Genomic DNA, 24,240 nt, shown 5'->3' on the forward strand with positions numbered 1-24,240 from the left:
ATTTTACAACTTTTTAGCCTAACTATATCACAGAAATCAACTTTTCGTGTTCAAATTCTAAATTTTAGGGAAAACCATAGAGAGAATGGTAAGTGGAGGAATGACAATATGTTCATCGGAGAAGCAAAAAAACTCATTGTCGTCGTCATTGGTGCACTGCTCAATGCGATTGGACTGAATTTATTTTTAATCCCAGCTGATGTATACGCGAGTGGGTTTACAGGGGTAGCCCAGCTGTTATCCAGCTTAATGGATCAATATGCGCCATTTTATGTATCCACAGGGATTCTATTATTTATTTTAAATATTCCAGTCGGCATTTTAGGCTGGATGAAAGTGGGCCGTTCCTTTACGTTTTACAGCATCATCAGTGTGGCACTGACGACCATTTTCCTCGGCATCTTACCAGAAACGAGTGTTTCACATGATATTTTACTAAATGCTGTGTTTGGCGGCGTGATATCCGCAGTAGGGATTGGGATCACGCTCAAATTCGGGGCATCGACAGGCGGACTCGACATCATAGCCATGATCTTAGCGAAGTGGAAGGATAAACCAGTCGGTACGTATTTCTTCATTTTAAATGGTATCATCATTTTTACAGCAGGATTATTACAAGGTTGGGAGAAAGCATTATATACCCTTGTCACATTGTATGTGACCACAAGGGTCATTGATGCCATCCATACAAGACATGAGAAGCTGACCGCGATGATTGTGACGAAGAAGGCTGATGAAATCAAGGAAGCCATTTATGGAAAAATGGTCAGAGGTATTACGACTGTACCTGCAAAGGGAGCTTTTACCAATGAGCCAAAAGAAATGATGGTGATCGTCATTACAAGGTATGAGCTGTATGAACTTGAACAAATTATTAAAGAAGTCGATCCAAAAGCCTTTACAAATATTGTGCAAACAACTAATATTCTTGGATTTTTCAGACGAGATTAAAAGGTGGGTAGCGAATGAAAAAAGGGTTGGTGCTTCTTCTCGTTGTATTGATTTTAACCGCTTGTGGACAACAAAAAAAGGATGAACCAAACAAGGAGGTATCAGGTCAAATGGGAGAAAAAACGGTTGTACTCACAGTAGACCCCGTCCAGAAAGGTTCTTCGGTTCAATTTAACATGTCACTGAAAAATGAATCAGATCGAGATATTGAATTTACCTTTAACACAAGCCAGAAATTCGAACTCAGTGTGTATGATGAAAACGGAAATGAACAATACCGCTACTCAAAAGACCGTATGTTCACTCAGGCCATCCAATCATTTGTACTACAGAAAGGCGAAGCCTATGATTTTCAAGATACGTGGTCAAATGGTGTCAAGCCGGGAACGTATGAAGCGGTCGTCACATTTAAAGGAAAAGCAGAAGGGCTGAAGCAAATCACGGAAAAGAAAACGTTCCAAGTGAAATAAGTGCTTTCAGCGTGTAGACAAACCCTCGCATTCGTTGTCAGGTCTGCGCTCCGGTGCTCACGAATGTCAAATTCGCTCCGCTCCTCGCCCTTCCTAGGGCTGCAAAGGTTTTCATGTCACGCTGAAAAAAAGACAAAGGGCTAAAATAAAGATCATTTTAGCCCCTTGTCAACAATCTAAAAGCTGTCCAGTGATGGACAGCTTCTTTTATGTTAGAGATCATCTAGCAAGTCTTGGAAGGTATGCAGCTGGTTTCTTTCTGCATCTGTCGAATTGGCAAATGCAGATGATACGGCATTTTTGGCTCGTTTGACCGCCTGTTGACGCTCTAACCCAGATGGAAATGAAGAAGTAAGGGCTTCTTCAGTAAATGATTTGGCTTGATCAAAAAGTTCGTTTCTCACAATGAACCTCCAGAAGCATCAGTCTTCATGTTTTCTCTGCCAGACGCTTCTTCAAGCGTAGAACGATAAGGAAAACGTGCGTCATGCAGACTGATTGAATCTTTACCTTGTTGTATAAAGCGTTTCGATTTGCTTCTTTTACCCATTCGGAATCCGCCCCTTTACACAAGCTGACAGGACAACCTGTCTAAAGGTAGTATGCCCGCTTCCATCTGCTATGTATGAATGGAAAAATTAAAGCGAGAAGTAATTCGTTAGAAACTTTGCAATTCCATCTTGTTCGTTTGTATCAGTGACTTCATTTGAAACACGTTTCACGGCATCGATTCCGTTGCCCATAGCCACACCGCATCCAGCAAATTCAAGCATTTCTAAATCATTGTCTTCATCTCCGAATGCCACAATCCGCTCCTGTGGAACGCCGTAATAATCACTGATCTTTTGCAGTCCAACGGCCTTGTTCATGCCTGTTTTAATGATCTCAATCACGTGCCACGGGGCAGCCCATCGCCTATGATCAATCACTTCTGCATGAACATCTGATAAATAGCTTCGAATGGCTCCGACGTCCTCTTCTTTTGCGTGAATTAACACGCTCGTCACATTCTCTCCGAGGTTGTCCCGAAGGTCTCCAACAGTAACTTTATTTGCATTCATATTAAATATATCAATGAGCTTCTCATCATGATAATGGAAATACAAATCGTCTAACACTTCAGCAAGCACATTGTGTACTTTATACTCCTCACTAATGTCTACAAGCTGTTTAACGACTTGAAGATCAAGTGACGTATGAAATCTTCCCCATTTTTCATCAAGAGGATGATGGACAAACGCTCCATTAAAATTCACAATGGGTGAATCAAGCTGTAATTGCTGATAATAAGGAGAGCTGGAACGAAATGGCCGTCCGGTTGAAATACAGACATGATGCCCGCTGTCTTTCACTTTTTGAATGACGTCAAGTGTGTGTGTAGAGATGGTTTTATCATCTTTTAATAACGTGCCATCCAGGTCAAGTGCGATTAGATAAGGTTGAGTCTCCATAAAATCTCCTTTGATCTGTAAGTGATAGGAGGCAATTCTTGCGGCGCCTCTATCTATAGTGTATCTTTATCACATCTTTGTTGTCTACATGTTAAAATAAACAAAGACGGGAATGATAAAGGAGGATTCATAGGCTGTGATCACCATTGATGAGCAAATTGCGCGCGATATTCCATTTTTACATATCGTAAAAGCTGAAAATAAAAACAAACCGCTGCCGCTTGTATTTTTTATACACGGATTTACAAGTGCACGCGAGCACAACTTACACTTCGCCTTTCATTTGGCGGAAAAAGGCATGAGAGTGATTTTGCCTGACTGTGCTTATCATGGTGTAAGATCAGAAAACCTCAGCTTAGAGGAACTGGCGTCAAGGTTCTGGGAAATTGTCCTGAACGAAATACGTGAAATCGATATACTCAAAACATATTTTCAAGAAAAACAATTGATTGAAGCCGATCTGATCGGTGTTGCAGGTACTTCCATGGGCGGCATCACGACCTTTGGTGCACTCGCCAAGCATGATTGGATTAAAGCGGCAGTTAGCTTGATGGGCAGTCCGAAATATACGACATTCCTACAAGCACAAATCATGAACATGCGGAACAAAGGGTTGATGAAAGACATTACAGACGAAGAGGTTCATCAGCAATTAGACGCGCTGCGTCCTTATGATTTAACGCTGCAAACAGATCGATTAAACAAAAGACCGCTGTTATTCTGGCATGCAGAAAACGATCCAGTTGTCCCTTACCGGCATGCAAAAGCTCTTTATGACGAGTTAGCAGCAACCCAATATAAAGAAGATCCGCACCTGATTCGTTTTATTACAGATGGACAAGCTGGCCATAAGGTCTCAAGACAGGCAATGTTTGAAACGATTGACTGGTTTGTGACACATCTGAAAAGCACAAACGTTTAGTCAAAAGAAAAAGTACGTTATACTAATGGAAAAGGAGTGGATATCATGGATGAAGCATTGAAAGAAAATATTTTAGGCGCCCTAGAACAGGTGATTGACCCTGAGCTGAATGTCGACATCGTCAACCTTGGACTTGTCTATGATGTCGATCTTGATGAGAATGGAAAAGCGGATATCACGATGACCTTAACATCAATGGGGTGTCCCCTTGCACCAGTTATCGTGGATGAAGTGAAAAAAGCATTAAGTGATCTTCCAGAAGTGAAAGAAACAGAAGTTCACATCGTATGGAATCCGCCTTGGACACGAGACAAAATGTCAAGATACGCAAAAATCGCGCTCGGTATTCAATAAGCACAAATGAAAATGCCTGGTATGAGTTGAACTCATGCCAGGTTTTTTTATGAAAAAATAAGGTGGAGGAAGAGAATGGATTGATATAATGGGTGTAATATGACAGATCGGAGTACCTCATAATGAAACTAAAATGGTTATGGATTGTTCTTTTAATGGGATACGCTGCTGCATTTTTTACATCAATCACCATCCGCGAGGAGCAAGCACACAAAAAACAAGATCTTGAGGCGTTTACAGATGTCAGTCATCTCATGCCCATTAAAATAAAAAAAGTCGTTCAAGGTAAAGAAATAGATACTTTAAAAGAAGTAGTAGAAGAAGCGAAAGTAAAAAACCTGCCGATATCCATTGCCGGCAAACAGCATAGCATGGGCGGCCATACGTATTATGAAAATGGCATCGTGCTCGATATGACAGAATTCCGCCAAATTTTAGCATTTGATAAAAAAAAGAAAACCATCTGTGTCCAAAGCGGCGCTACATGGGATGATATACAAAGATATGTCAACCCATATGGTCTTGCAGTGAAGGTCATGCAATCACAGAATATCTTTACGATTGGCGGTTCCCTCAGTGCAAACGCACATGGACGTGACATTCGCTACGGATCACTCATTGACACCGTTCGTTCTTTCAGGCTGCTTAAGGCAGATGGGGAGATCGTTACAGTGAAGCCGGGCGATGATTTGTTTACTGCCGTGATTGGCGGATATGGTTTGTTCGGCGTCATTTTAGATGTTGAGCTTTCGTTAACGAGAGATGAATTATACAAAATGGAGACAACCTCTCTAGATTATCGCGAATACAGTGATTATTTTCAAAAACATGTCAAACAAAATAAACAAGTACGCATGCATCTTGCCAGAATTTCAACAGCGAAAACAAACTTTTTGAAAGAGATGTATGTGACGAATTATTCCCTCACTTCACAACAAGAGATCGAATCATATCAAGAGCTGAAAGAGGATCAACTCGTTATGCCACTAAAATTTATGCTCGGTCTTTCAAGAAGGTTTGATATGGGGAAAGATCTGCTATGGAATTTGCAAAAGAAGTATTTCAAAAGTCAAAATGATCAGCTGATCACAAGAAATAATGTGATGCGCTCAGATTCTGCTTTTTTAGACTATGAAAATGAGTCAGACACAGATGTACTGCAGGAATATTTCGTCCCAGTCGACCGCTTTCGTGCGTATATCGATGACATGAGAAGCTATTTACAACAGGAAGAATTGAATTTAATGAACATCACAATACGCTACGTACAAAAAAATGAAAAAGCGGATCTCTCATATGCGAAAGAAGATATGTTTGCCCTTGTTCTTTTAGTGAATTATGGTTTTAAGAAAGAAGAGAAGGCAGAAGCAGAGCGGATCATCCGGCAAATGACAGATATCACGCTACGGCACCATGGAAGCTATTACTTACCGTACATGCCTTATCAAACGAAGGTACAAATGAAACAGGCGTATCCTAAAACGGATGTGTTCTTCCAAAAGAAAAAGCAAGCAGATCCGGACGGCAGGTTTATCAATTACTTTTATGAAAGGTACAATACACAATGAATGCAAAAGCAATGAAATGGTTCGTCTACTCACAAAGTCTGCTGTTTTTCGCCAGCAGTTTGATTTTCCCTTTTTACATTCTTTTTATTAAAAATGTTGGATCAAGCTACTCTCAGTTTGGTCTTGCCTATGGCCTGTTTGGTTTAAGCGGAGCGTTTATTCATTTACTTTTAGGGAAACTGCCCGAAACCACCGATAGGCGGCTCTTTTTGATTATTCATTCGTTCGGTATGGCATTTCTTTTGCTGCTATTTCCGCATATAACAGAAGTCGCGCAAGTGTATATGATTCAGCTGGCACTTGGTGCACTAGGCGGCTTTCAAAAGCACGGGGAAAAACTCATCGTTACGGAACTGACAACAGAGAATAAAAGAATGAAGGAGGTCGGCCGCTATCATTTTTGGACAGCTCTTTTTTCATCGATAGCAATTATGCTTGGCGGCCTGTTTGCAGATTTCTTCACCGTTTACTTCATTTTTTATGCAAGCTCTATCATATATTTATGCAGTGCTCTCATGATCATCTTGATGAAATATGAAAGATAAATCCGCATATCTCACGTAGATATGTGGATTTTTTTATGAAAAAAAATGAAAAGAAATATTAAATATACAATTGAATTAATTTTTATACATGTTATAATGTTAAATAATTTCACAAAGATCAAGAGGGTGTATTGACGTTGAAAATAGGTATTATAGGTGCTACGGGATACGGTGGTGCGGAATTAGTTCGTATCTTCAAGCAACATCCACACGTGGATGAATGTATATTGTATTCATCGAGTGGTGATGGGCAATTATACAGTCAATCTTATCCGCATCTAACAACGATTACTGATCAAACATTAAAAGCCATTGATCCTGCTGCCATTGTGCGAGAAACAGATGCTGTGTTTTTAGCGACACCAGCAGGCGTATCAAGTGAACTCACACCGAAGCTCATGAACCAAGGAGTGCCTATCATTGATTTATCAGGTGATTTGCGCATTCAAGACGGTGCAACCTATGAAGCTTGGTATAAACGAAGGGCAGCTGATCAAGCATCTGTTCAACAAGCTGTGTACGGGTTATCTGAATTGAATCGTGAAACGATTGAGCAGGCTGAAGTTATTGCAAATCCAGGGTGCTTCCCTACCGCAGTTCTTCTCGGTTTAGCACCGCTGATGAAACAGAATCTAATCGATGAATCTATGATCATCATAGATGCAAAAACAGGAGTGTCCGGTGCAGGACGATCTGCCTCACTTGGAACGCATTTTTCAGAGCTAAACGACAACTTCAAAATTTATAAGGTAAATGAACATCAACATACACCTGAAATAGAGCAAATATTAAGAGAATGGAATCCGCACACGGCGAATATCACATTTTCAACGCACCTTGTCCCGATGACAAGGGGGATTATGGCGACGATGTATACCCAGCTGAAATCAGATATCACAAAAGAGGAATTGATGAAGCATATGAAAGGCTTTTATGAAGATTCCTATTTTGTCAGAGTGAGAGATCACGGGGTGTATCCGCAAACAAGGGAAGTATACGGCAGTAATTTCTGTGACATTGGCTTTCATTTAGATGAACGTACAGGCAGACTCACGATTGTGTCTGTGATCGACAATCTCATGAAGGGTGCAGCCGGCCAAGCGGTTCAAAACTTCAACATCATCAAAGGCTTAGATGAAGAGGCGGGCCTCACAATGACACCTCTCTATCCATAAGAACAGGGGAGACAACAAACATGATCGAATTGAATGAAAAAAGCATTGTTAAAATAGACGGTGACGTATCATCACCAAAAGGCTTTGAAGCAAAGGGGATTCATATTGGATTACGTTATTCAAAAAAAGACCTCGGACTGATCGTCAGTGAAGTGCCGGCAGCGAGTGCAGCGGTATACACACAAAGTCACTTTCAAGCTGCGCCTCTACAAGTCACTCAGAAAAGCTTAAAAAAGACAGGGCAATTAAAAGGGGTCATTGTCAATAGTGCTATCGCCAATGCATGTACCGGTGAGCAAGGTTTAAAGGACGCATACGAAATGCAGGCAGCCTGCGCAGATATGTTAGGGGTAGAACCTGATTACATTGCTGTTTCTTCTACTGGTGTCATTGGAGAGTGTCTGGATATGGATAAAATTAAAAAAGGCATCACTCAGCTGAAAGAAGCAAAAGCAGGAAATGGTCATTTTGAAGAGGCAATCTTAACGACAGATACAGTCATTAAAAACACAACATACACCCTGACGATAAACGGCAAAGAGATTCTCATTTCAGGTGCAGCGAAGGGCTCAGGTATGATTCATCCAAATATGGCAACAATGCTTGGCTTCGTGACAACGGATGCAAATGTCGAACAAGACGCTCTGCAAAATGCACTGCGTGATATTACCGATGTGACCTTTAATCAAATTACTGTCGACGGAGAAACATCGACAAACGATATGGTACTCGTGATGGCAAATGGCATGGCAGAAAATGATGTGCTAAATGAAGAGCATCCAGAATGGCCATTGTTCAAAGAAGGATTAAAGCTAGCTTGTGAGGATCTTGCCAAAGAGATTGCTAGAGACGGAGAAGGTGCAACGAAATTAATTGAAGCGCAAGTCGCTGGCGCTAAAAATCATTTAGAAGCCGGCATCATAGCGAAGAAAATCGTCGGTTCAAGTCTAGTGAAAACAGCCGTATACGGCACCGACGCCAACTGGGGGCGTATCATTGGAGCGATTGGCCATAGCGCAGCGTCCGTCACACCACAAGAGGTAGAAGTGTATTTAGGTGGACAATGTCTGTTTAAACATAATGAACCGCAGCCATTCTCAGAAGAGGAAGCAAAAGCGTATTTAGAGCAGGATGAGATCACGATTTTGATTCAAATGAATGAGGGGAATGGTCAGGCAGCGGCATGGGGCTGTGACCTTACCTATGATTATGTGAAAATTAACGCGAGCTATCGCACATAATGAAGGAGATAGACATGGATAAAACGATCGTATTCAAGTGTGGAGGCAGTGTCATTCGAGAACTTTCAGATACCTTTTACGAAAATGTCCGCTCACTTCAAGCTGCTGGGTTTAAGCTGGCTATCGTCCATGGCGGAGGCCCTGAAATCACTAGCATGCTGCAAAAATTAGAAGTGAAAACAGAATTTGTTGACGGGCAGCGCAAAACAACGAAGCCGGTATTAGAGGTAGCCGAAATGGTCCTCTCGGGAACGGTCAATAAATACTTTGTGTCAGAGCTCGCAAAGCATGATATCTCATCTGTCGGCGTGTCTGGGAAAGATGGTCAGATGCTTGTCGCTGATTTTCTTAATCAAGACGTGTACGGGTACGTTGGTGAAATCAAAGAAGTGCATCCAGAGATGGCAGAAGCATTAATGGAAAAACAATTTATTCCTGTGATTGCACCACTGTCTATGACAGAGGAATGCCAAACGTTAAACGTAAACGCTGATTTAGCAGCATCAGCTGTCGCAGGAGCGATGAAAGCTGATAAGCTCATGTTTGTTACAGATGTGGAAGGCATTTTAAAAAATGGCGAGCTATTAGATGTCGTCACCGAACAAGAAGCTCTCACGCTCATTGATGAAGGCATTATTTCCGGGGGAATGATTCCAAAAGTGCAATCCGCTTTGAGTGCTTTATCAAGAGATGTGGATGAAGTCATGATCGTCAATGGCAAAGGCAGTATCTTTACAGGGGAAACCTTTAAAGGAACAAGAATTGTGAAGGAAAAGGAGGCGGTCCTGTGAGTCATCTCTTTCAAACTTATGGACGGTGGAATGTTGAAATTAAAGAGGCAGCAGGTTCTTGGGCATTCGATACAAATGGGAAAAAATATTTAGACTTTATACAAGGCATTGCGGTCACAAATCTCGGTCATAATCACCCAAAGGTCAATCAAGCCATCAAGAAGCAGCTTGATCACGTCTGGCATGTATCGAATCTATTTGAAAATGGGCTGCAGGAAAAAGCAGCAGAAAAGCTGGCTGCAAACAGTTCAGGGGATCTCGTGTTTTTCTGTAATAGCGGAGCTGAGGCAAATGAAGGTGCAATCAAATTAGCGCGTAAAGCAACAGGGAAAACAAATATTGTGACTTTTTTGCACTCTTTTCATGGGCGCACGTATGCTGGTATGGCTGCTACAGGTCAAGATAAAATCAAAACGGGCTTTGGCCCTATGCTGGAAGGCTTTCATTATGTACCGTTTAATGACCCAGACGCTATTGCTGCATGTGAAGTCGATGATGTGGCAGCGGTGATGCTTGAGGTTGTGCAAGGAGAAGGTGGCGTAAATCCAGCGACAACAGAATTTCTAGAAGCTGTTCAAGCGTTTTGCCAAAAGCATGAAGCACTTCTGATCGTAGATGAGATTCAAACGGGTATTGGACGTACAGGAACAGCATTTGCATACGAACAGACGGGACTTGATCCTGATATTATCTCTTCTGCTAAAGGATTAGGAAATGGCTTCCCAGTCGGTGCAGTCATCGGGAAAAAGGCTTTAGGAGACGCATTCTCACCAGGTTCACATGGAACAACTTTTGGTGGCAATATGCTTGCCATGGCTGCTGTGAATGCAACACTCGATGTCATTTTCAAAGATGAGTTTCTGACAGAAGTCAAAGAAAAAGGCGCTTATCTGCTAGAAAAACTACAAGATCTGAAACAACTGAATATCGTAAAAGAAGTACGCGGAAAAGGATTGATGGCAGGGGTTGAATGTCATCAGCCAGTCGGAGATTATATCACAGCTCTGAGAGAACAGGGGTTGCTAGTACTTCCAGCTGGTCCGAATGTGATTCGGTTATTGCCTCCGCTGAATGTAGAAAAAGCAGAAATAGATCAAGCAATAGAAGCGATGACTCATGTTTTAGCAAATGAAACAGTGACGGTATAAATTTTTTTGCATCTAAACGCATAAAAATGCATCTATATTACTAATTATTCAATTTGGGGTGACACAAGCATGAAAGGTTATTTAAATTTAGAAGATGGAGCCTCTTTTGAAGGAGATCTGACAGGAGAAGCTGGCATGACAGGTGAAGTGGTTTTCTTTACAGGGATGACAGGTTACCAAGAGGTGCTCACAGACCCTTCCTATAAGGGACAAATCATTGTTTTCACATATCCACTCATCGGAAATTATGGCATTAATCATGAAGACTTTGAGAGCAAAAAACCACAAGTGAAAGCTGTCGTTGTGTATGAAGCAGCGGATCATTTCTCTCACCATCTTGCAGCGGTTAGCTTAAAAGATTATTTACAGAAGTGGAACATTCCGCTTCTGACTCATACCGATACACGTGCAGTCGTGCAAAACATCCGGGCAAATGGGACGATGAACGCTGTGATCAGTGTAGACGAAAACGAAACACCGCCGGCCATGAAACAAGACAATGTGATCGCACAGGTGACAGAGGATGAAATCTACACTCAAGGCAGCGGCGAGGAACATGTAGCGCTTATTGATTTTGGCTTTAAAAAATCAATAGCAGATTCGCTTGAAGCGCGCGGCTGTAAAGTAACCGTCATTCCGTACAAACAGCTGGAAAAGGTGTTTGAAATGAAGCCAGATGCGGTCCTGCTATCGAATGGACCTGGAGATCCCAAAACAATGAAGCCATATTTAAAAACCATTCATGACATCATGATGACCTTCCCGACACTTGGAATCTGCTTAGGTCATCAATTAATCGCTCTTGCACTTGGCGGGGATACGTATAAGCTTCCATTTGGCCACCGCGGGGCGAATCACCCTGTACAAGATACAGAATCCAAACGTGTTTTCATGACAAGTCAGAATCACAGCTATGTGGTGAATGAAAAAAGCATGAATGACAAAGAAGTGGACGTGAAATTCCTTCATGTTAATGATGGATCTGTCGAAGGATTCATTCATAAAGAGAAGCTCATTATGTCAGTTCAATTTCATCCAGAAGCACACCCAGGTCCTGCTGAAAGTGAATGGGTATTCGATGATTTTATTGAGAAAGTGAAACAAGCAAGGAGAGAAGTTGCACATGCCTAAAGATCAAAGCATACAAACCATTCTAGTCATCGGGTCTGGTCCAATCATCATTGGTCAGGCAGCTGAATTTGATTACTCAGGAACACAAGGATGTATGGCCCTAAAAGAAGAGGGCTACAAAGTGATTTTAGTGAATAACAATCCAGCAACCATTATGACAGACGAATCATTTGCTGATGAAATCTATTTTGAACCGCTTTCAGTTGATTCAGTGACAAGAATCATCGAAAAGGAAAAACCAGATGGTCTTTTAGCCAACCTTGGCGGACAGACCGCTTTAAACCTTGCTGTCGAGCTCGAAAAAGCCGGTGTGCTGAAAAAGCACGGGGTAACCCTGCTCGGAACGTCAGTTGAAACAATTGAAAACGGTGAAGATCGAGAGAAATTCCGTGCTCTCATGAAGCAGTTGAACGAACCTGTGCCAGATAGTGAAATTGTGGATAATGCAAAGGATGCCCTTCAATTTGCAAAAGAAGTAGGCTTCCCAGTCATTCTAAGACCAGCATACACACTTGGCGGTAAGGGCGGCGGAATTGCTTTAACAGAAGAAGCGTTTAAACCGCTCATTGAAGGAGCCCTTTTAGCGAGCCCGATTCATCAGTGTTTAGTTGAAAAAAGCATTGCGGGCTTTAAAGAAGTCGAATATGAGGTCATGAGAGACCGTCAAAATACGTGTATTACGGTTTGTAATATGGAAAATATCGATCCAGTTGGTGTGCATACAGGAGATTCGATTGTCGTTGCACCTTCGCAAACATTAACAGACCAGGATTATCAAATGCTTCGTTCAGCAAGCCTGAAAATCATTTCAGCACTCGATGTAGTCGGGGGATGCAACATCCAATTCGCCCTTGATCCACTCAGTAAAGAATACTTTGTCATTGAGGTGAATCCGCGGGTTAGTCGTTCATCTGCTCTTGCCTCAAAAGCAACGGGCTATCCGATTGCTAAAATGGCAGCAAAGCTTGCGGTAGGCTATACACTAGACGAACTGAAAAACCCGCTCACAGGCACAACTTATGCTAGTTTTGAGCCGGCACTCGATTATGTCGTCGTGAAATTCCCGCGCTGGCCGTTTGATAAATTTAAACAGGCAGATCGGCAATTAGGTACAAAAATGAAGGCGACTGGCGAAGTCATGGCGATTGACCGTAATTTAGAGTCAGCCATCCAAAAAGCGGTCGCCTCTCTTGAAATCAAAACAAAGGGTTTCCACCTGTCAGAATTGAAAGATCAATCGACTGAACAACTATTTGAGCTTGTCAAAACACCAGACGATCGACGTTTCTTTGCTGTCATGGAACTTCTTTCAAGACAGGAAACGGTTGAAGCGATCCATCAAGCGACGAAAATCGATCTATTCTTCTTACATGTATTCAACAATATGATCACGCTCGAACAGGAATTGAAGAACCATGAAGGAACGCTCTCCAAAGACATCTTGAAAAAGGTAAAGGAAAAGGGCTTCCTTGATGAAACGATTGCTCTTCTAACAGGCAATAGTGAAGAGGCTATTAGACAGCTTCGTCAAGAATATGGCATTACGGCTTCATTTAAGATTGTCGACACATGTGCAGCGGAATTTGATGCAAAAACGAACTACTTCTATTCCACATACTTTGGCAAAAGTGATGGAGAGCATCAAGAGAAAACAAAACAGCGTGCACTCATCATTGGCTCTGGTCCAATTCGAATTGGGCAAGGAGTCGAGTTTGACTATAGTGCGGTGCATGGCGTTCTTACCCTGCAAAAGCTTGGCTTTGAAACGATCATGATGAACAACAATCCAGAGACGGTCAGTACGGATTATGAAATCGCAGATCGTTTATATTTTGAGCCCATTACATTAGAGCACATCTTAAACGTTGTGGAAGCAGAGCAAATTGATTTCGTCATCGTTCAATTTGGCGGACAGACTGCCATCAATGTAGCAGAAGGCTTAGAAAAAGCGGGCATTACGTTGTTAGGTACATCCTTTGACACGCTAGATGCGCTGGAAGATCGTGATCTGTTCTATCAGCTTCTTGATGAACTGAACCTACCTCATGCAAAAGGAAATACAGCTCATTCAAAAGAAGAAGCGCTCACGCATGCTAACAGCATCGGTTACCCTGTGTTAATTCGCCCATCGTATGTCATTGGCGGAATGGGAATGATTGTTGTCCAGTCAGAAGCGCATTTGACGTCACTACTTGATCAGCCAGATCATTTGCCGTATCCAATTTTAATTGATGAGTATGTCACTGGAAAAGAAGTTGAAGTGGATCTGATTTCTGACGGAAAAACGACCTTCATCCCAACGATCGTGGAGCATATTGAGAAAGCAGGCGTCCATTCAGGTGACAGCTTTGCCATCTTACCAAGTGTCTCCATCAGCGAGGACATCAAACAGCAGGTGCATATTGCGTCCGAACAAATAGCGAAGAAATTAGCGTTTAAGGGCATTATGAATATCCAATTTGTGATCAAAGGGGATCAGGCGCTTGTACTAGAGGTGAATCCGCGGGCGAGCCGGACCGTTCCAGTTGTCAGCAAGGTGATGGGCATTGACATGATTCCACTTGCGACTCAATTACTAGCTGGTGCAACGCTTGAAGAACTGAACCCAGTAACGAAAAACAAAGGGGGAACAGCGGTCAAATTCCCAGTCTTCTCATCACATGCCATTCAAGATATTGACTTAAAGCTGACACCTGAAATGAAAGCGACAGGAGAAGGAATGTGTGTAGGCAAAAACGCCGAAAGCGCCTTGAAAAAAGTGTTTGCGTCGATCTGGCATCAGAAAGGTAGCCTCTTTATAAAAGGCAGTGAACAATTGGTAGATGAAGCAAAACATGCAGGCTTTGACGTCTGGACGGACAGCTTTGACACTTGGCTGCAAAACGAAGATAAATCCCTTCATATCCATTTAGGCGAAGATGAAGAGGCAAAAGAGCAACGCGTAAAAGCACTCACACACGGCGTCCAAGTTCTAACAGAATATGAAACAGTTCAAGCATTCCTGCAAGGAAAAAATGGAGATGTATCACCAGTATCGCTCCAAGAATTATACAAAAAGGAAGTGACGGCATGAGTCAAGTTGACGTGCAACCGACATTATACGGAAAAGACTTTTTATCATTAAAAGATTTCTCAATCAATGACATTGCTTATTTAATTGAAAAAGCGGAAGAAATGAAACAAAACCCATACCAAGATTTATTCAAAGGGAAAACGTTAGCGATGATCTTTGAAAAATCGTCAACTAGAACCCGCGTGTCGTTTGAAGCGGGAATGACGCAGCTTGGGGGACATGCGCTCTTCCTCAGCTCAAATGATTTGCAAATCGGCAGAGGAGAAACGATCAGTGATACAGCGCAGGTGCTGTCTGGCTATGTAGACGGCATTATGATTCGAACCTTTGAACATGAGAAGGTCGAGGAGCTGGCACAATACGCGTCCATTCCTGTCATCAATGGACTGACTGACTACTCCCATCCATGCCAGGCACTTGCTGATTTATTGACGATAAAAGAAGCAAAAGGAACATTAAAAGGAATCAAAGTCGCCTACATCGGTGACGGAAATAACGTAGCTCACTCCTTGATGGTTGGCTGTGCGCAGCTAGGCTGTGATATTGCAGTTGCATCACCAAAAGGCTATGAACCACTTCAAGAAGTAACAGACACAGCACGTGAGTTTGCAAAACAATCAGGCGCAGAAGTCATCGTTACGACAGACCCTGTCGCTGCTGTCCAAAATGCAGATGTCATTTATTCCGATGTGTTTACAAGCATGGGGCAGGAAGCAGAAACAGAGAAACGCCTTGCTGAATTTAAAGAATATCAAGTCAATGACGCACTAATGCGTCATGCAGCAAAGGATTATATTTTCCTTCATTGTCTCCCGGCACACCGCGGAGAAGAAGTGACAGCAGACATTATTGACGGACCGCACTCAAAAGTATTTCAGCAGGCAGAAAACCGCCTGCATGTTCAAAAAGCATTAATCAAAGAGCTCATGTATCAACAAACCAAATAAATGAAAAGCATCCCTGACTCGTAGGAGCAGGGACTTTTTGCATAAAGGATTGGAGAAGCAAGTCACGGGACATAATAACATCATCGAGAAAGGAGGATGGAAATGGGTCAGCAGCATCAGTTTAAATCAGGGAATAAAGCACCAAATAATGGTGTGTATGTCGAGATCGGTGAAACCGGCAGTATGGTGAAAGATCCTTTAAAGATTAAGCTTCAAGCAGGCGACGTCTTTCCGGATAACTCGAACCATAACCGTGTTTGGACCTATCAGAGAAAGCCATAAGCAATTGACTAAGAGTCGGCTGGAATAAGTCTTTAGAGGCATGTGTCATGCCTCTTTTTTCTTTATAATAAAAAACAATTAAGTTCAAATTTTCAAATAAATAGTATGAATAAAAGAGAATTTAAGGTAAAATATGTAAGTGAGATTAACTAGTTGAAAGGATTTGTGTGATGGAAAAGATGAATCTCAGTGAAAGTGTTTGGAATAAACGCTTCACCTCATTATTCATATCAAGACTCATTAAAAACACAGGAGAAAGTTTTGCTTTTACATCCGTCCTTTGGCTATTGATTTTGAGAGGGGATGGAGCGCTCGGTACAGGACTTCTCCTAGCAGTAACCGTACTTCCTTCATCTTTGCTAGCCCCAATACTAGGACCTCTTATGAAAAAGCACCATTTGTCTAAATGGATGTTCGCTTCAGACGTCGTTCGAGCAACCATTGTACTCATTATTCCGCTACTGCATTTTTCGCATCTATTGCCATTATGGTTATTGATCTCATTAATGGTTATTCAATCGGCAACAGGTGCAGCGTATAACCCAGCCTCGGTGGCGATTTTACCGCAGATTGTACCGAAGCATCTGATTCAAAAAGCAAATGCCATCCTGCAATCTTCTTTTGAAATTGTCGCACTTGCAGCAGTCATGGTCGCTGGTCTCTTAGTCAAATTAATCGGACCTGCAGATACCCTGCTCATCACCACTGCCTTATTCATCATATCCGGCCTGTTTATTATCGGTGTTAAATTAAAGAAAACCGCTGAAGACAAAGCAGCAGGTATAAAACAAGCAAAGAATACATATTTTTATAACTTAAAAAGAGGGTTTCTCGTCGTCAAAAATCATCACATTTTATTTGCACTGACGCTGTATTGTATTTTAATGAATGTCGCTGCAGCTCCGTGGCAGGCACTATCTGCTGTATACGTAGCAGAAGCATTGCAAAGCGATTCTATGGTGTATTCCATTTTAAGAGGTGTTGCTGCAGTCGGCGCGTTTATGATGGGCTTTGCTCTGGCGAAGATAAAAATTAAGAGATTTGGTTTGTTCTTTATTGTCGCTGGTATGATTGAAGGAGCTGCGTTCTTTATCACAGGGATGAGTACATGGCTGCCAGTCGTTCTACTAGCTTCCTTTATATTCGGTGCCGCCGTTAGTGCGATCAATGTACCGGAAATGGTCATTATTCAAACGTCTGTCGACCAAGATGATCAGCCGCAAGTATACGCGGTGATCAATGCTTCATCAAATGTTTTCCTCCCGTTTGCAGCTGTCGTATCAGGCGTTCTGGCAGAAAGATTTGGAGCGGGACCTGTCATTGCTGGCGGCGGGGTCCTTGAAATTTTATCAGGTATCGCGATCTTCCTGTTTACAGGGCTTGCGAAAAGCCATTTGACAGCAGACAAACAGAAGTCCGAAACCGTCGAGGTGTAATCAATAAAAAACCCCCTGTAGCTGCAGGGGGTTTTAGCGTACCGCTTTTCAAGCAAAAAGAAAAAGAGCTAAAATCAAGATCATTTTAGCTCTTTCTCGCATTCATCTCTTACGTATTAAGAGTGTTTTGTTGAACTTTCCGTTTCTTTCATTGGACTTACTTCAGCAAAGATGAATAAAATAACCGTAAACACCACTGCAAGAATAGAAGTCAAAGTAAAGTCATAAGCAGCGCCATTCATCGAAGCAACGATGTAACCAGCCATATGTGTCAGCAGAAAAGTCCAAATGAGGGTGATAATATAATGCATAATCCCACCGTCCTTTATGTAACAATCTATTAATTATCATACCATAGATACGAGTGAGGGGAAAAGACTGTTTTAGCCTTTATGTGACCATTTTTAGACCTTCTTCTATAAAAATAAAAAGAATTCTTCTGTCATTAGGGGATTTCCTTATTCCTACAAGAGTTGTTGTTCATATGATAGAAAGCAGAATCACTGAAAGGAGGCTGGCCATATGGGTGTAAGCGAACGGTTTTTCCAGCTTGGTTCCCAGTGGAACGTCATTCACCTTCCTCAAAAACCAAATGGCTTTGGCATTCTTATCCTCGGTGACCGAAATCACTTTGTGCAGGAAAATACATCATTCTGGCTTCAGCACTATGGAAGAAACCAGCTTTTAACTGCCTTAAAGGATGAAGGATATACATTGTTTAATAGTCATCTTCATGGGAATCACTGGGGATGCGAAGATGCTGTTTTTAGTACAAAGCAGCTCGTTCATCACACATTAAAACAAGAAATATTAAACCGGGAAATTCATGTGCTGGCAGAGGGGATGGGTGCACTCGTTGCTATGAGCCTTGCTGAAGAGATGCCAGAAGTGCTAAGATCCATTGCGATGGTGAATCCATGTCTGCATCTCTATGCACAACGGGAAAGAGAAAAGGAACACAAATTCTTTTATAAACAGCTAATCAAAGAATTAGCGAAGAGCTACGGCTGCTCTGAAAAGGAAGCGGAAACGTATCCGCTCCCAGCTTGCCCTGTTCATTCTGCTCATGTACCGATTCACATATGGCAAAGACTAAACGGTGCACCCTATGCATATGAACTGCATGCAAAGCCTTTTATTGATCAGCACATGAAGAATCCAGAGCATTGTCAGATCGATCTCACCTTGCATATGTTTGATCATCCGAGAAGAATCTTTCAATCCATTCACAAGTTTTATAAATCGCATGAAAGAGAATTGTGATGAATAGGATGATAACAGCCCTTCATGGAAAGGGCTCTTCTTTTTATTCGATAAGCTAAAAAAGGGGACATGGACATGGAGACAGGACTGATCATAGGGGCAGATGAATTTTTTGGCCTAGCGCTGTGTGAATATATGATGAAAGAGGGCATTCAAATGGATATCACATGCCCTCATGAGCAAACAGAAGAGCAAAAGAGGTTATTAGAAGAACGAATGATGTGGCTTGGCAGAAATGATCTTTTCCGTGTCATTGACCTTCAGGATGGGAAAGACACGTATGATCTGATCTTTATTCAATCAGAAGAACCAGATAAAAGACAGGAAGACTTGAAAGCGGCGCATGGCATGTACCAGGTTCTTTACGAAAAAAACGAAGACGAATCATCCAATCAGAAAGTGCCGGTTGTTATTCTTCCTCGTATGTTTGGACCATGGACACTTGATAAAGAAAGAACGAAGCGTGATGAGGCATTTTTTGTAGAAGATGTAGCAAGGGATTTGTTCAAGTGGGCATCAGGCTCTGAACAAAGACAGGAAATAACACATGAATTGAAGGTAGAAAGACAAACAGATGACAAACAAGCAGAAGAAATGATGGCAGAATGGAAAAGACAAAACTCAACATTTTTCGACAAAAAGCAAGAATGATCTTCCATCTTATCTTTTTTCAGTATAAAATAAACCTATATTTAACATACAGGTTCATGCCTGCATGTGGCAAAGGGAGTTGAACATGGCATGAAGTATCAGCGGCTTGTCATGATCTTTTCGTTCCTTCTCCTATTATCTGCCTGCTCACAGGCACCTTTAAAAGGACAGATTGAGAAGGTGGGTTTACTCGTCCCCGATACAATTAATGATCAAGTTTGGGGAACGAAAGGTTATAAAGGCTTATTAAATATTCAATCAACATTTGGTGTAGATGTTTATTATAAGGAAGGAATGGTCGACAAAGAGAAAATCGTTGATGCCATTGAAGAATTTCACAAAAAAGGAGTCAATTTGATTATTGGCCATGGCAGTGAATACAGCGAAATTTTCAACATCATTAGTGAAGATTATCCGAAAACACAATTTATCACGGTAAATGGAAACAAGCCTCAGGCGGATAATGTTGCGAATGTGACGTTTAAAGGTGAAGCGATGGGCTTTTTTGGAGGCATGACAGCAGCACATATGTCAAAATCAAAAAAGATTGGTATTCTTGCTACATATGATTGGCAAAGCGAAGTAGACGGCTTTATTAAAGGTGCAAAATATCAAGATGAACATGTACAAGTGCTTGCCGAGTTTGTTGAAAACTGGGATGATGCGGACAAAGCCGTGGAGCTCTATCAAAAATTGAAAAAACAGGGCGTAGATGTTGTATATCCAGCAGGTGATGGTTATAATATCCCTGTCATTGAACAAATCAAAGCCGATAATTTATCAGCGATCGGATATGTCACCGATCAATCCAACCTCGGCAGCCATACCGTCTTAACAAGCACAGTCCAGCATGTGGATAAAGCGTATAGTATTATTGCGAAGAAATTTAATGAAGGCAAGCTAAATGCACAAGGTGAGTACTCCTTTGACTTTAAAGAAGGAGTGATCGAAATGGGGAAATTTAGTTCCACCATTGACCGTGCTTTTTTGAAAGACATTGAAAGTGATATTGCGTCTTACAAAAAAACTGGCAAACTGCCAAATGAAAAGTGAGGATCAGGCGATGCAGCACGAAAAATCGATGGAGTTTTTACAAATTGCCATGAAGTATTTTCCGCAGGCAAAAGAAGAATTAGATAAAGCAGGTATTCAGCTTGAGCCCGAAGCTCTTCAGCCGCTTTTATCATTGTTTACATCTGTTATGCAAGAGGCATATGAGCTTGGAAAAGCAGATGCAGAATCAGAAAAAGCCACAGAATAGTGGCTTTTTTTTATGATAATTTTTTCTTGAAGGCACTAATCATAGGGCCAACATCTTTAAACACAGGCTTCAGCTCATCGATCGAGTTCATAATGTTCCCAATTTGGTTCATGACATGCATGTAGTCAATGGACTCTTCACTTGAAGTTGTCTCCACGCGTTCCTCCTTTGCTTCTTTCTTGCTTTTCTCCTTTTCAAGCGGCTGTCCAAACATCATAGCCGAAAAAATATCTTTTTGCGCCATATCAAATGCTCCTTTCTACTATTGGTATATCAATAATCTATGAAAAAAGTGAGAGGAAAGGTTAGACGTTTGTATTGCCAAGGAGAAAAAAATAAGTTAAAATTAGTACCAGATACTAATATAAGATCACAATATCACATGCTCGTATGAGTAAAAGGAGTCTTATTCAATGAATGCTGGAATTATTGGCCTTGGCCGCTATATACCTGAAAAAGTGTTAACAAATCTTGATTTAGAAAAAATGGTTGAAACTTCTGACGAATGGATTCGTACTAGAACAGGTATAGAAGAAAGAAGAATTGCTTCTGATGATGTCAATACATCACATATGGCGCTTGCTGCTGCAAAAAAAGCATTAGCTGACGCAAATGTAGCTGCAGAAGATATCGATATGATTCTTGTGGCGACAGTCACGCCAGATCAATCATTTCCGACAGTCGCTTGTATGATTCAAGAGCAGCTCGGTGCACATAAAGCATGTGCAATGGATATTAGCGCTGCGTGTGCTGGCTTTATGTATGGGCTTGTTACTGGAAAACAATTTATCGAATCAGGTACGTTCAAGCACGTGCTCGTCGTTGGCGTTGAAAAACTTTCTCGCATTACCGACTGGGATGACCGCAATACTGCTGTTCTGTTTGGAGATGGAGCAGGTGCTGCTGTGTTAGGAGAGGTCAGCGAAGGGAAAGGAATTCTCTCATTTGAGCTTGGAGCCGATGGAAGAGGCGGTAAGCACTTGTACTTAGATGAAAAAGATCATACAATCATGAATGGACGAGAAGTATTTAAATTTGCTGTAAGACAAATGGGCGAGTCAAGCGTAAACGTCATCGAAAAAGCTGGACTATCAAAAGAAGACGTTGACTTCTTGATCCCGCATCAAGCAAATATTCGCATTATGGAAGCAGCCCGCGAACGCCTAGAGCTGCCAGTTGAAAAAATGTCGAAGACAGTCCATAAATATGGAAACACATCAGCAGCATCCATTCCGATTTCACTATGTGAAGAAATCGAAGCCGGAAAAATTCATGACGGCGATGTGATTGTAATGGTAGGTTTTGGTGGCGGATTAACGTGGGGCGCAATCGCTATGCGATGGGGCCGATAAAAGAGTGAGGTGCACAAATTAATGGATAAAAAACGAGTAGTTGTTACAGGATTGGGTGCTTTGACACCTCTTGGCAACGATGTAGAATCAACATGGAAAAATGCTTTAGCAGGTGTATCAGGAGTTGGACCAATCACACGTGTCGACTCAAGTGAATATACAGCAAAAGTGGCTGCAGAATTAAAAGATTTTAACATTGAAGATTACATGGAGAAAAAAGAAGCACGAAAAATGGCACGCTTCACACAATATGCAGTCGTTGCTGCTCAAAAGGCGCTAGAAGATTCACGTCTTGAAATCACAGATGAAATCGCACCGCGTGTTGGTGTATGGGTTGGATCTGGTATTGGCGGACTTGAAACATTTGAAGAGCAGTTTGAAGTGTATTCAAATAAAGGGGCAAGACGCGTAAGCCCGTTCTTCGTTCCAATGATGATTCCAGATATGGCAACAGGCCAAATTTCAATTGCACTTGGCGCAAAAGGGGTTAACTCTTGTACTGTAACAGCATGTGCAACAGGAACAAACTCAATTGGTGATGCATTTAAAGTCATTCAGCGCGGAGATGCAGATGCGATGATCACAGGCGGAACAGAAGCGCCGTTAACAAAAATGTCGTTTGCTGGCTTCTGTGCGAACAAAGCTCTTTCGACAAATCCTGATCCAGAGACAGCAAGCCGTCCATTTGACAAAAACCGTGACGGATTTGTGATGGGTGAGGGTGCAGGGATTGTCGTTCTTGAAGAACTTGAGCATGCATTAAAACGTGGCGCGACGATTTATGCAGAAATTGTTGGATATGGATCAACTGGAGATGCGTATCATATTACAGCACCGGCTCCAAACGGAGAAGGCGGCGTACGCGCAATGAAAGAAGCGATTCGAGATGCTGGTTTGTCTGTGGAAGAAATTGATTATATCAATGCCCACGGAACAAGCACACCGTACAATGATAAATTTGAAACAATGGCGATTAAAGAAGTGTTCGGAGAGCATGCGAATCAGCTTGCGATCAGTTCGACAAAATCGATGACAGGTCACTTACTTGGCGCAGCAGGTGGAGTAGAAGCTATTTTCTCTGTGCTTGCGATTAAAGACAGCGTTATTCCTCCAACCATTAACCTTGTAACACCGGATGAAGAATGTGATCTTGATTATGTGGCAAATGAAGCACGTTCAAAAGAAGTACAAGTGGCTCTAAGTAACTCACTTGGCTTTGGCGGACATAATGCGACAATTATCTTTAAAAAATACGAAGCGTAATATTTCCTAAGAAGGCGGCGATCTATAATCAGATCGCCGCTTTTTTGCATATGATGAAAATGGAGGTGTTTAGCAGTATGGGTCTAGTCAATACACAATATCTCATTCATCAATCTTCATCATTTCAGGAGCTTGCGTCGCGTTTTGTTCCTTATTTTAAAGGGGCGGAGGAAAAAGAATGGTCCTCTATTCTCTCCCACCTGCAGCATCACGGCATGATTCGGTCTTTTCGATCATGCAAAGACATGATCGAAAAGCTCAAAGAAAAAGGGTACTTCCAGCTCGTCATGAAAGAATACCGGGCGCTGCAAAAGCAGTGGAAAGGCCCTGACATTCCAGTCTTTATTTTGCCAGTCAATGAGAGCAGTAGAGAAATTAGAGAGCAATTTTATTATCAATCCGGCATGGCATTTGACGACAAGGTCTTTTTGTTTTTGTCGCCAAATACCCCGAAAGAACGCATCGGTACATTGCTGACTCATGAATATCACCATGTATGCAGGTTACATTTTCTCACGAAAGAAGAAAAAGATTTTACATTCCTTGATACAATCATGATGGAAGGGCTTGCTGAATATGCTGTGTATCATAGATACGGAGAAAGCTATACAGCCAAATGGACCACTCTCTATGACGAAACGCAGCTTCAGCGTATGTATCAGAAATGGGTATCCAGTCATCTTGATCAAAAAGTGCAGGATGACGAAAGACTGATACAGAACCTCCTTTATGGAAAAGGGAACTACCCCAAAATGCTTGGTTACGCCACTGGGTTTTATATCGTGAAAAAGTATTTCAGCGAACACAGAATCAGCGATGAGTCTATGATTGCAGAGCCGTCCGAAACTTTTTTAAAGGCGATAGACTCATAAAGTGAATGATTCACATAAAAAGAGACATATTACAAATTTACTAAATTCTTCTTGATTTCGTCATAACAATGTAGTAATATACAAATATAAATT

General features: G+C 41.8%; 27 protein-coding genes. 22 read left to right on the top strand and 5 right to left on the bottom strand.

Annotated elements, in window-relative coordinates; translation table 11 throughout:
- The first annotated feature begins 108 nt into the window (after positions 1 to 108).
- Complete coding sequence (locus CKW02_RS05530; protein ID WP_003211320.1) at positions 109 to 951, top strand: YitT family protein; 843 nt, start codon at positions 109 to 111, stop codon at positions 949 to 951.
- Positions 952 to 965: 14 nt separating this feature from the next.
- Positions 966 to 1,421, top strand: a complete 456-nt coding sequence (locus tag CKW02_RS05535) for a BsuPI-related putative proteinase inhibitor (protein ID WP_003211396.1) — start codon at positions 966 to 968, stop codon at positions 1,419 to 1,421.
- A 212-nt stretch (positions 1,422 to 1,633) separates the two neighbouring features.
- Here the strand turns inward: CKW02_RS05535 and CKW02_RS05540 are convergent, their stop codons facing one another.
- The 3 genes from CKW02_RS05540 to CKW02_RS05550 form a co-directional block, all read right to left on the bottom strand.
- Positions 1,634 to 1,825 carry a DUF3813 domain-containing protein gene (locus CKW02_RS05540; protein ID WP_003211719.1) on the bottom strand — a complete coding sequence of 64 codons (192 nt, stop codon included), beginning with the start codon at positions 1,823 to 1,825 and terminating at the stop codon, positions 1,634 to 1,636.
- Positions 1,822 to 1,971 (bottom strand): hypothetical protein, encoded by a 150-nt coding sequence (locus CKW02_RS05545; protein ID WP_003211909.1) that lies wholly within the window; start codon positions 1,969 to 1,971, stop codon positions 1,822 to 1,824. The genes CKW02_RS05540 and CKW02_RS05545 overlap by 4 nt, the downstream gene beginning before the upstream one ends.
- Before the next feature lie 88 nt (positions 1,972 to 2,059).
- Positions 2,060 to 2,872 carry a Cof-type HAD-IIB family hydrolase gene (locus tag CKW02_RS05550; protein ID WP_003211732.1) on the bottom strand — a complete coding sequence of 271 codons (813 nt, stop codon included), beginning with the start codon at positions 2,870 to 2,872 and terminating at the stop codon, positions 2,060 to 2,062.
- A 136-nt stretch (positions 2,873 to 3,008) separates the two neighbouring features.
- On the opposite strand from CKW02_RS05550, the gene CKW02_RS05555 reads away from it, so the two are divergent.
- From CKW02_RS05555 to CKW02_RS05615, 13 genes are all read left to right on the top strand, one after another.
- Positions 3,009 to 3,794 carry a prolyl oligopeptidase family serine peptidase gene (locus CKW02_RS05555; RefSeq protein ID WP_003211340.1) on the top strand — a complete coding sequence of 262 codons (786 nt, stop codon included), beginning with the start codon at positions 3,009 to 3,011 and terminating at the stop codon, positions 3,792 to 3,794.
- A gap of 45 nt (positions 3,795 to 3,839) precedes the next feature.
- On the top strand, positions 3,840 to 4,148 hold the full coding sequence (locus CKW02_RS05560; RefSeq protein ID WP_003211530.1) for a metal-sulfur cluster assembly factor: 309 nt from the start codon (positions 3,840 to 3,842) through the stop codon (positions 4,146 to 4,148).
- A gap of 122 nt (positions 4,149 to 4,270) precedes the next feature.
- Positions 4,271 to 5,716 (top strand): FAD-binding oxidoreductase, encoded by a 1,446-nt coding sequence (locus tag CKW02_RS05565; RefSeq protein WP_003210873.1) that lies wholly within the window; start codon positions 4,271 to 4,273, stop codon positions 5,714 to 5,716.
- Positions 5,713 to 6,261: an MFS transporter gene (locus CKW02_RS05570; protein WP_003211053.1), complete on the top strand. Its 549-nt coding sequence runs from the start codon at positions 5,713 to 5,715 to the stop codon at positions 6,259 to 6,261. The genes CKW02_RS05565 and CKW02_RS05570 overlap by 4 nt, the downstream gene beginning before the upstream one ends.
- 137 nt (positions 6,262 to 6,398) lie before the next feature.
- Positions 6,399 to 7,436, top strand: a complete 1,038-nt coding sequence (gene argC / locus CKW02_RS05575; RefSeq protein ID WP_034620058.1) for an N-acetyl-gamma-glutamyl-phosphate reductase — start codon at positions 6,399 to 6,401, stop codon at positions 7,434 to 7,436.
- 20 nt (positions 7,437 to 7,456) lie between these two features.
- Positions 7,457 to 8,677, top strand: coding sequence for a bifunctional ornithine acetyltransferase/N-acetylglutamate synthase (argJ, locus tag CKW02_RS05580; RefSeq protein WP_003211940.1), 1,221 nt, complete (start codon positions 7,457 to 7,459; stop codon positions 8,675 to 8,677).
- A 14-nt stretch (positions 8,678 to 8,691) separates the two neighbouring features.
- On the top strand, positions 8,692 to 9,468 hold the full coding sequence (gene argB / locus CKW02_RS05585; protein ID WP_003212449.1) for an acetylglutamate kinase: 777 nt from the start codon (positions 8,692 to 8,694) through the stop codon (positions 9,466 to 9,468).
- On the top strand, positions 9,465 to 10,616 hold the full coding sequence (locus CKW02_RS05590; RefSeq protein WP_003211045.1) for an acetylornithine transaminase: 1,152 nt from the start codon (positions 9,465 to 9,467) through the stop codon (positions 10,614 to 10,616). The genes argB and CKW02_RS05590 overlap by 4 nt, the downstream gene beginning before the upstream one ends.
- A gap of 69 nt (positions 10,617 to 10,685) precedes the next feature.
- On the top strand, positions 10,686 to 11,747 hold the full coding sequence (locus CKW02_RS05595; protein ID WP_003211597.1) for a carbamoyl phosphate synthase small subunit: 1,062 nt from the start codon (positions 10,686 to 10,688) through the stop codon (positions 11,745 to 11,747).
- On the top strand, positions 11,740 to 14,820 hold the full coding sequence (locus tag CKW02_RS05600) for a carbamoyl-phosphate synthase (glutamine-hydrolyzing) large subunit (RefSeq protein WP_003211243.1): 3,081 nt from the start codon (positions 11,740 to 11,742) through the stop codon (positions 14,818 to 14,820). Before CKW02_RS05595 ends, CKW02_RS05600 begins: the two co-directional genes overlap by 8 nt.
- Positions 14,817 to 15,767 carry an ornithine carbamoyltransferase gene (gene argF, locus CKW02_RS05605; protein ID WP_003211887.1) on the top strand — a complete coding sequence of 317 codons (951 nt, stop codon included), beginning with the start codon at positions 14,817 to 14,819 and terminating at the stop codon, positions 15,765 to 15,767. Before CKW02_RS05600 ends, argF begins: the two co-directional genes overlap by 4 nt.
- A 102-nt stretch (positions 15,768 to 15,869) precedes the next feature.
- A complete protein-coding gene (locus tag CKW02_RS05610) occupies positions 15,870 to 16,049 on the top strand; it encodes a YjzC family protein (RefSeq protein ID WP_003211282.1) in 180 nt (59 codons plus the stop codon).
- A 170-nt stretch (positions 16,050 to 16,219) separates the two neighbouring features.
- Entirely contained in the window at positions 16,220 to 17,485 is a 1,266-nt protein-coding gene (locus CKW02_RS05615; protein WP_003212461.1) for an MFS transporter, read from the top strand.
- 116 nt (positions 17,486 to 17,601) lie between these two features.
- Here CKW02_RS05615 and CKW02_RS05620 read toward each other — a convergent pair whose 3' ends face one another.
- Entirely contained in the window at positions 17,602 to 17,796 is a 195-nt protein-coding gene (locus tag CKW02_RS05620; RefSeq protein ID WP_003211779.1) for a YjzD family protein, read from the bottom strand.
- A 211-nt stretch (positions 17,797 to 18,007) separates the two neighbouring features.
- Between CKW02_RS05620 and CKW02_RS05625 the strand changes: the two genes are divergently transcribed.
- The 4 genes from CKW02_RS05625 (at position 18,008) to CKW02_RS05640 (ending at position 20,660) form a co-directional block, all read left to right on the top strand.
- A complete protein-coding gene (locus CKW02_RS05625) occupies positions 18,008 to 18,748 on the top strand; it encodes a hypothetical protein (protein ID WP_003211061.1) in 741 nt (246 codons plus the stop codon).
- Positions 18,749 to 18,823: 75 nt separating this feature from the next.
- On the top strand, positions 18,824 to 19,399 hold the full coding sequence (locus CKW02_RS05630) for a hypothetical protein (protein ID WP_003212131.1): 576 nt from the start codon (positions 18,824 to 18,826) through the stop codon (positions 19,397 to 19,399).
- Positions 19,400 to 19,489: 90 nt separating this feature from the next.
- A complete protein-coding gene (locus CKW02_RS05635; RefSeq protein ID WP_003211430.1) occupies positions 19,490 to 20,452 on the top strand; it encodes a BMP family ABC transporter substrate-binding protein in 963 nt (320 codons plus the stop codon).
- Between the two features lie 10 nt (positions 20,453 to 20,462).
- Positions 20,463 to 20,660 (top strand): ComZ family protein, encoded by a 198-nt coding sequence (locus CKW02_RS05640; protein WP_003211983.1) that lies wholly within the window; start codon positions 20,463 to 20,465, stop codon positions 20,658 to 20,660.
- Between the two features lie 10 nt (positions 20,661 to 20,670).
- On the opposite strand, the gene CKW02_RS05645 is transcribed toward CKW02_RS05640, so the two are convergent.
- Positions 20,671 to 20,904 carry a hypothetical protein gene (locus tag CKW02_RS05645; protein ID WP_003211181.1) on the bottom strand — a complete coding sequence of 78 codons (234 nt, stop codon included), beginning with the start codon at positions 20,902 to 20,904 and terminating at the stop codon, positions 20,671 to 20,673.
- A gap of 169 nt (positions 20,905 to 21,073) precedes the next feature.
- Here CKW02_RS05645 and CKW02_RS05650 point away from each other — a divergent pair, with 169 nt between their 5' ends.
- The 3 genes from CKW02_RS05650 to CKW02_RS05660 all read left to right on the top strand — a co-directional run bounded on the left by CKW02_RS05650 (position 21,074) and on the right by CKW02_RS05660 (position 24,147).
- Positions 21,074 to 22,012: a beta-ketoacyl-ACP synthase III gene (locus CKW02_RS05650; protein WP_003212296.1), complete on the top strand. Its 939-nt coding sequence runs from the start codon at positions 21,074 to 21,076 to the stop codon at positions 22,010 to 22,012.
- Between the two features lie 21 nt (positions 22,013 to 22,033).
- Positions 22,034 to 23,275, top strand: coding sequence for a beta-ketoacyl-ACP synthase II (gene fabF, locus CKW02_RS05655; protein ID WP_003211631.1), 1,242 nt, complete (start codon positions 22,034 to 22,036; stop codon positions 23,273 to 23,275).
- 77 nt (positions 23,276 to 23,352) lie between these two features.
- Positions 23,353 to 24,147, top strand: a complete 795-nt coding sequence (locus CKW02_RS05660) for a DUF2268 domain-containing putative Zn-dependent protease (protein ID WP_003210981.1) — start codon at positions 23,353 to 23,355, stop codon at positions 24,145 to 24,147.
- Positions 24,148 to 24,240: the final 93 nt, after the last annotated feature.

The organism is Bacillus pumilus (assembly GCF_900186955.1).
Taxonomy (GTDB): Bacteria; Bacillota; Bacilli; order Bacillales; family Bacillaceae; genus Bacillus; species Bacillus pumilus.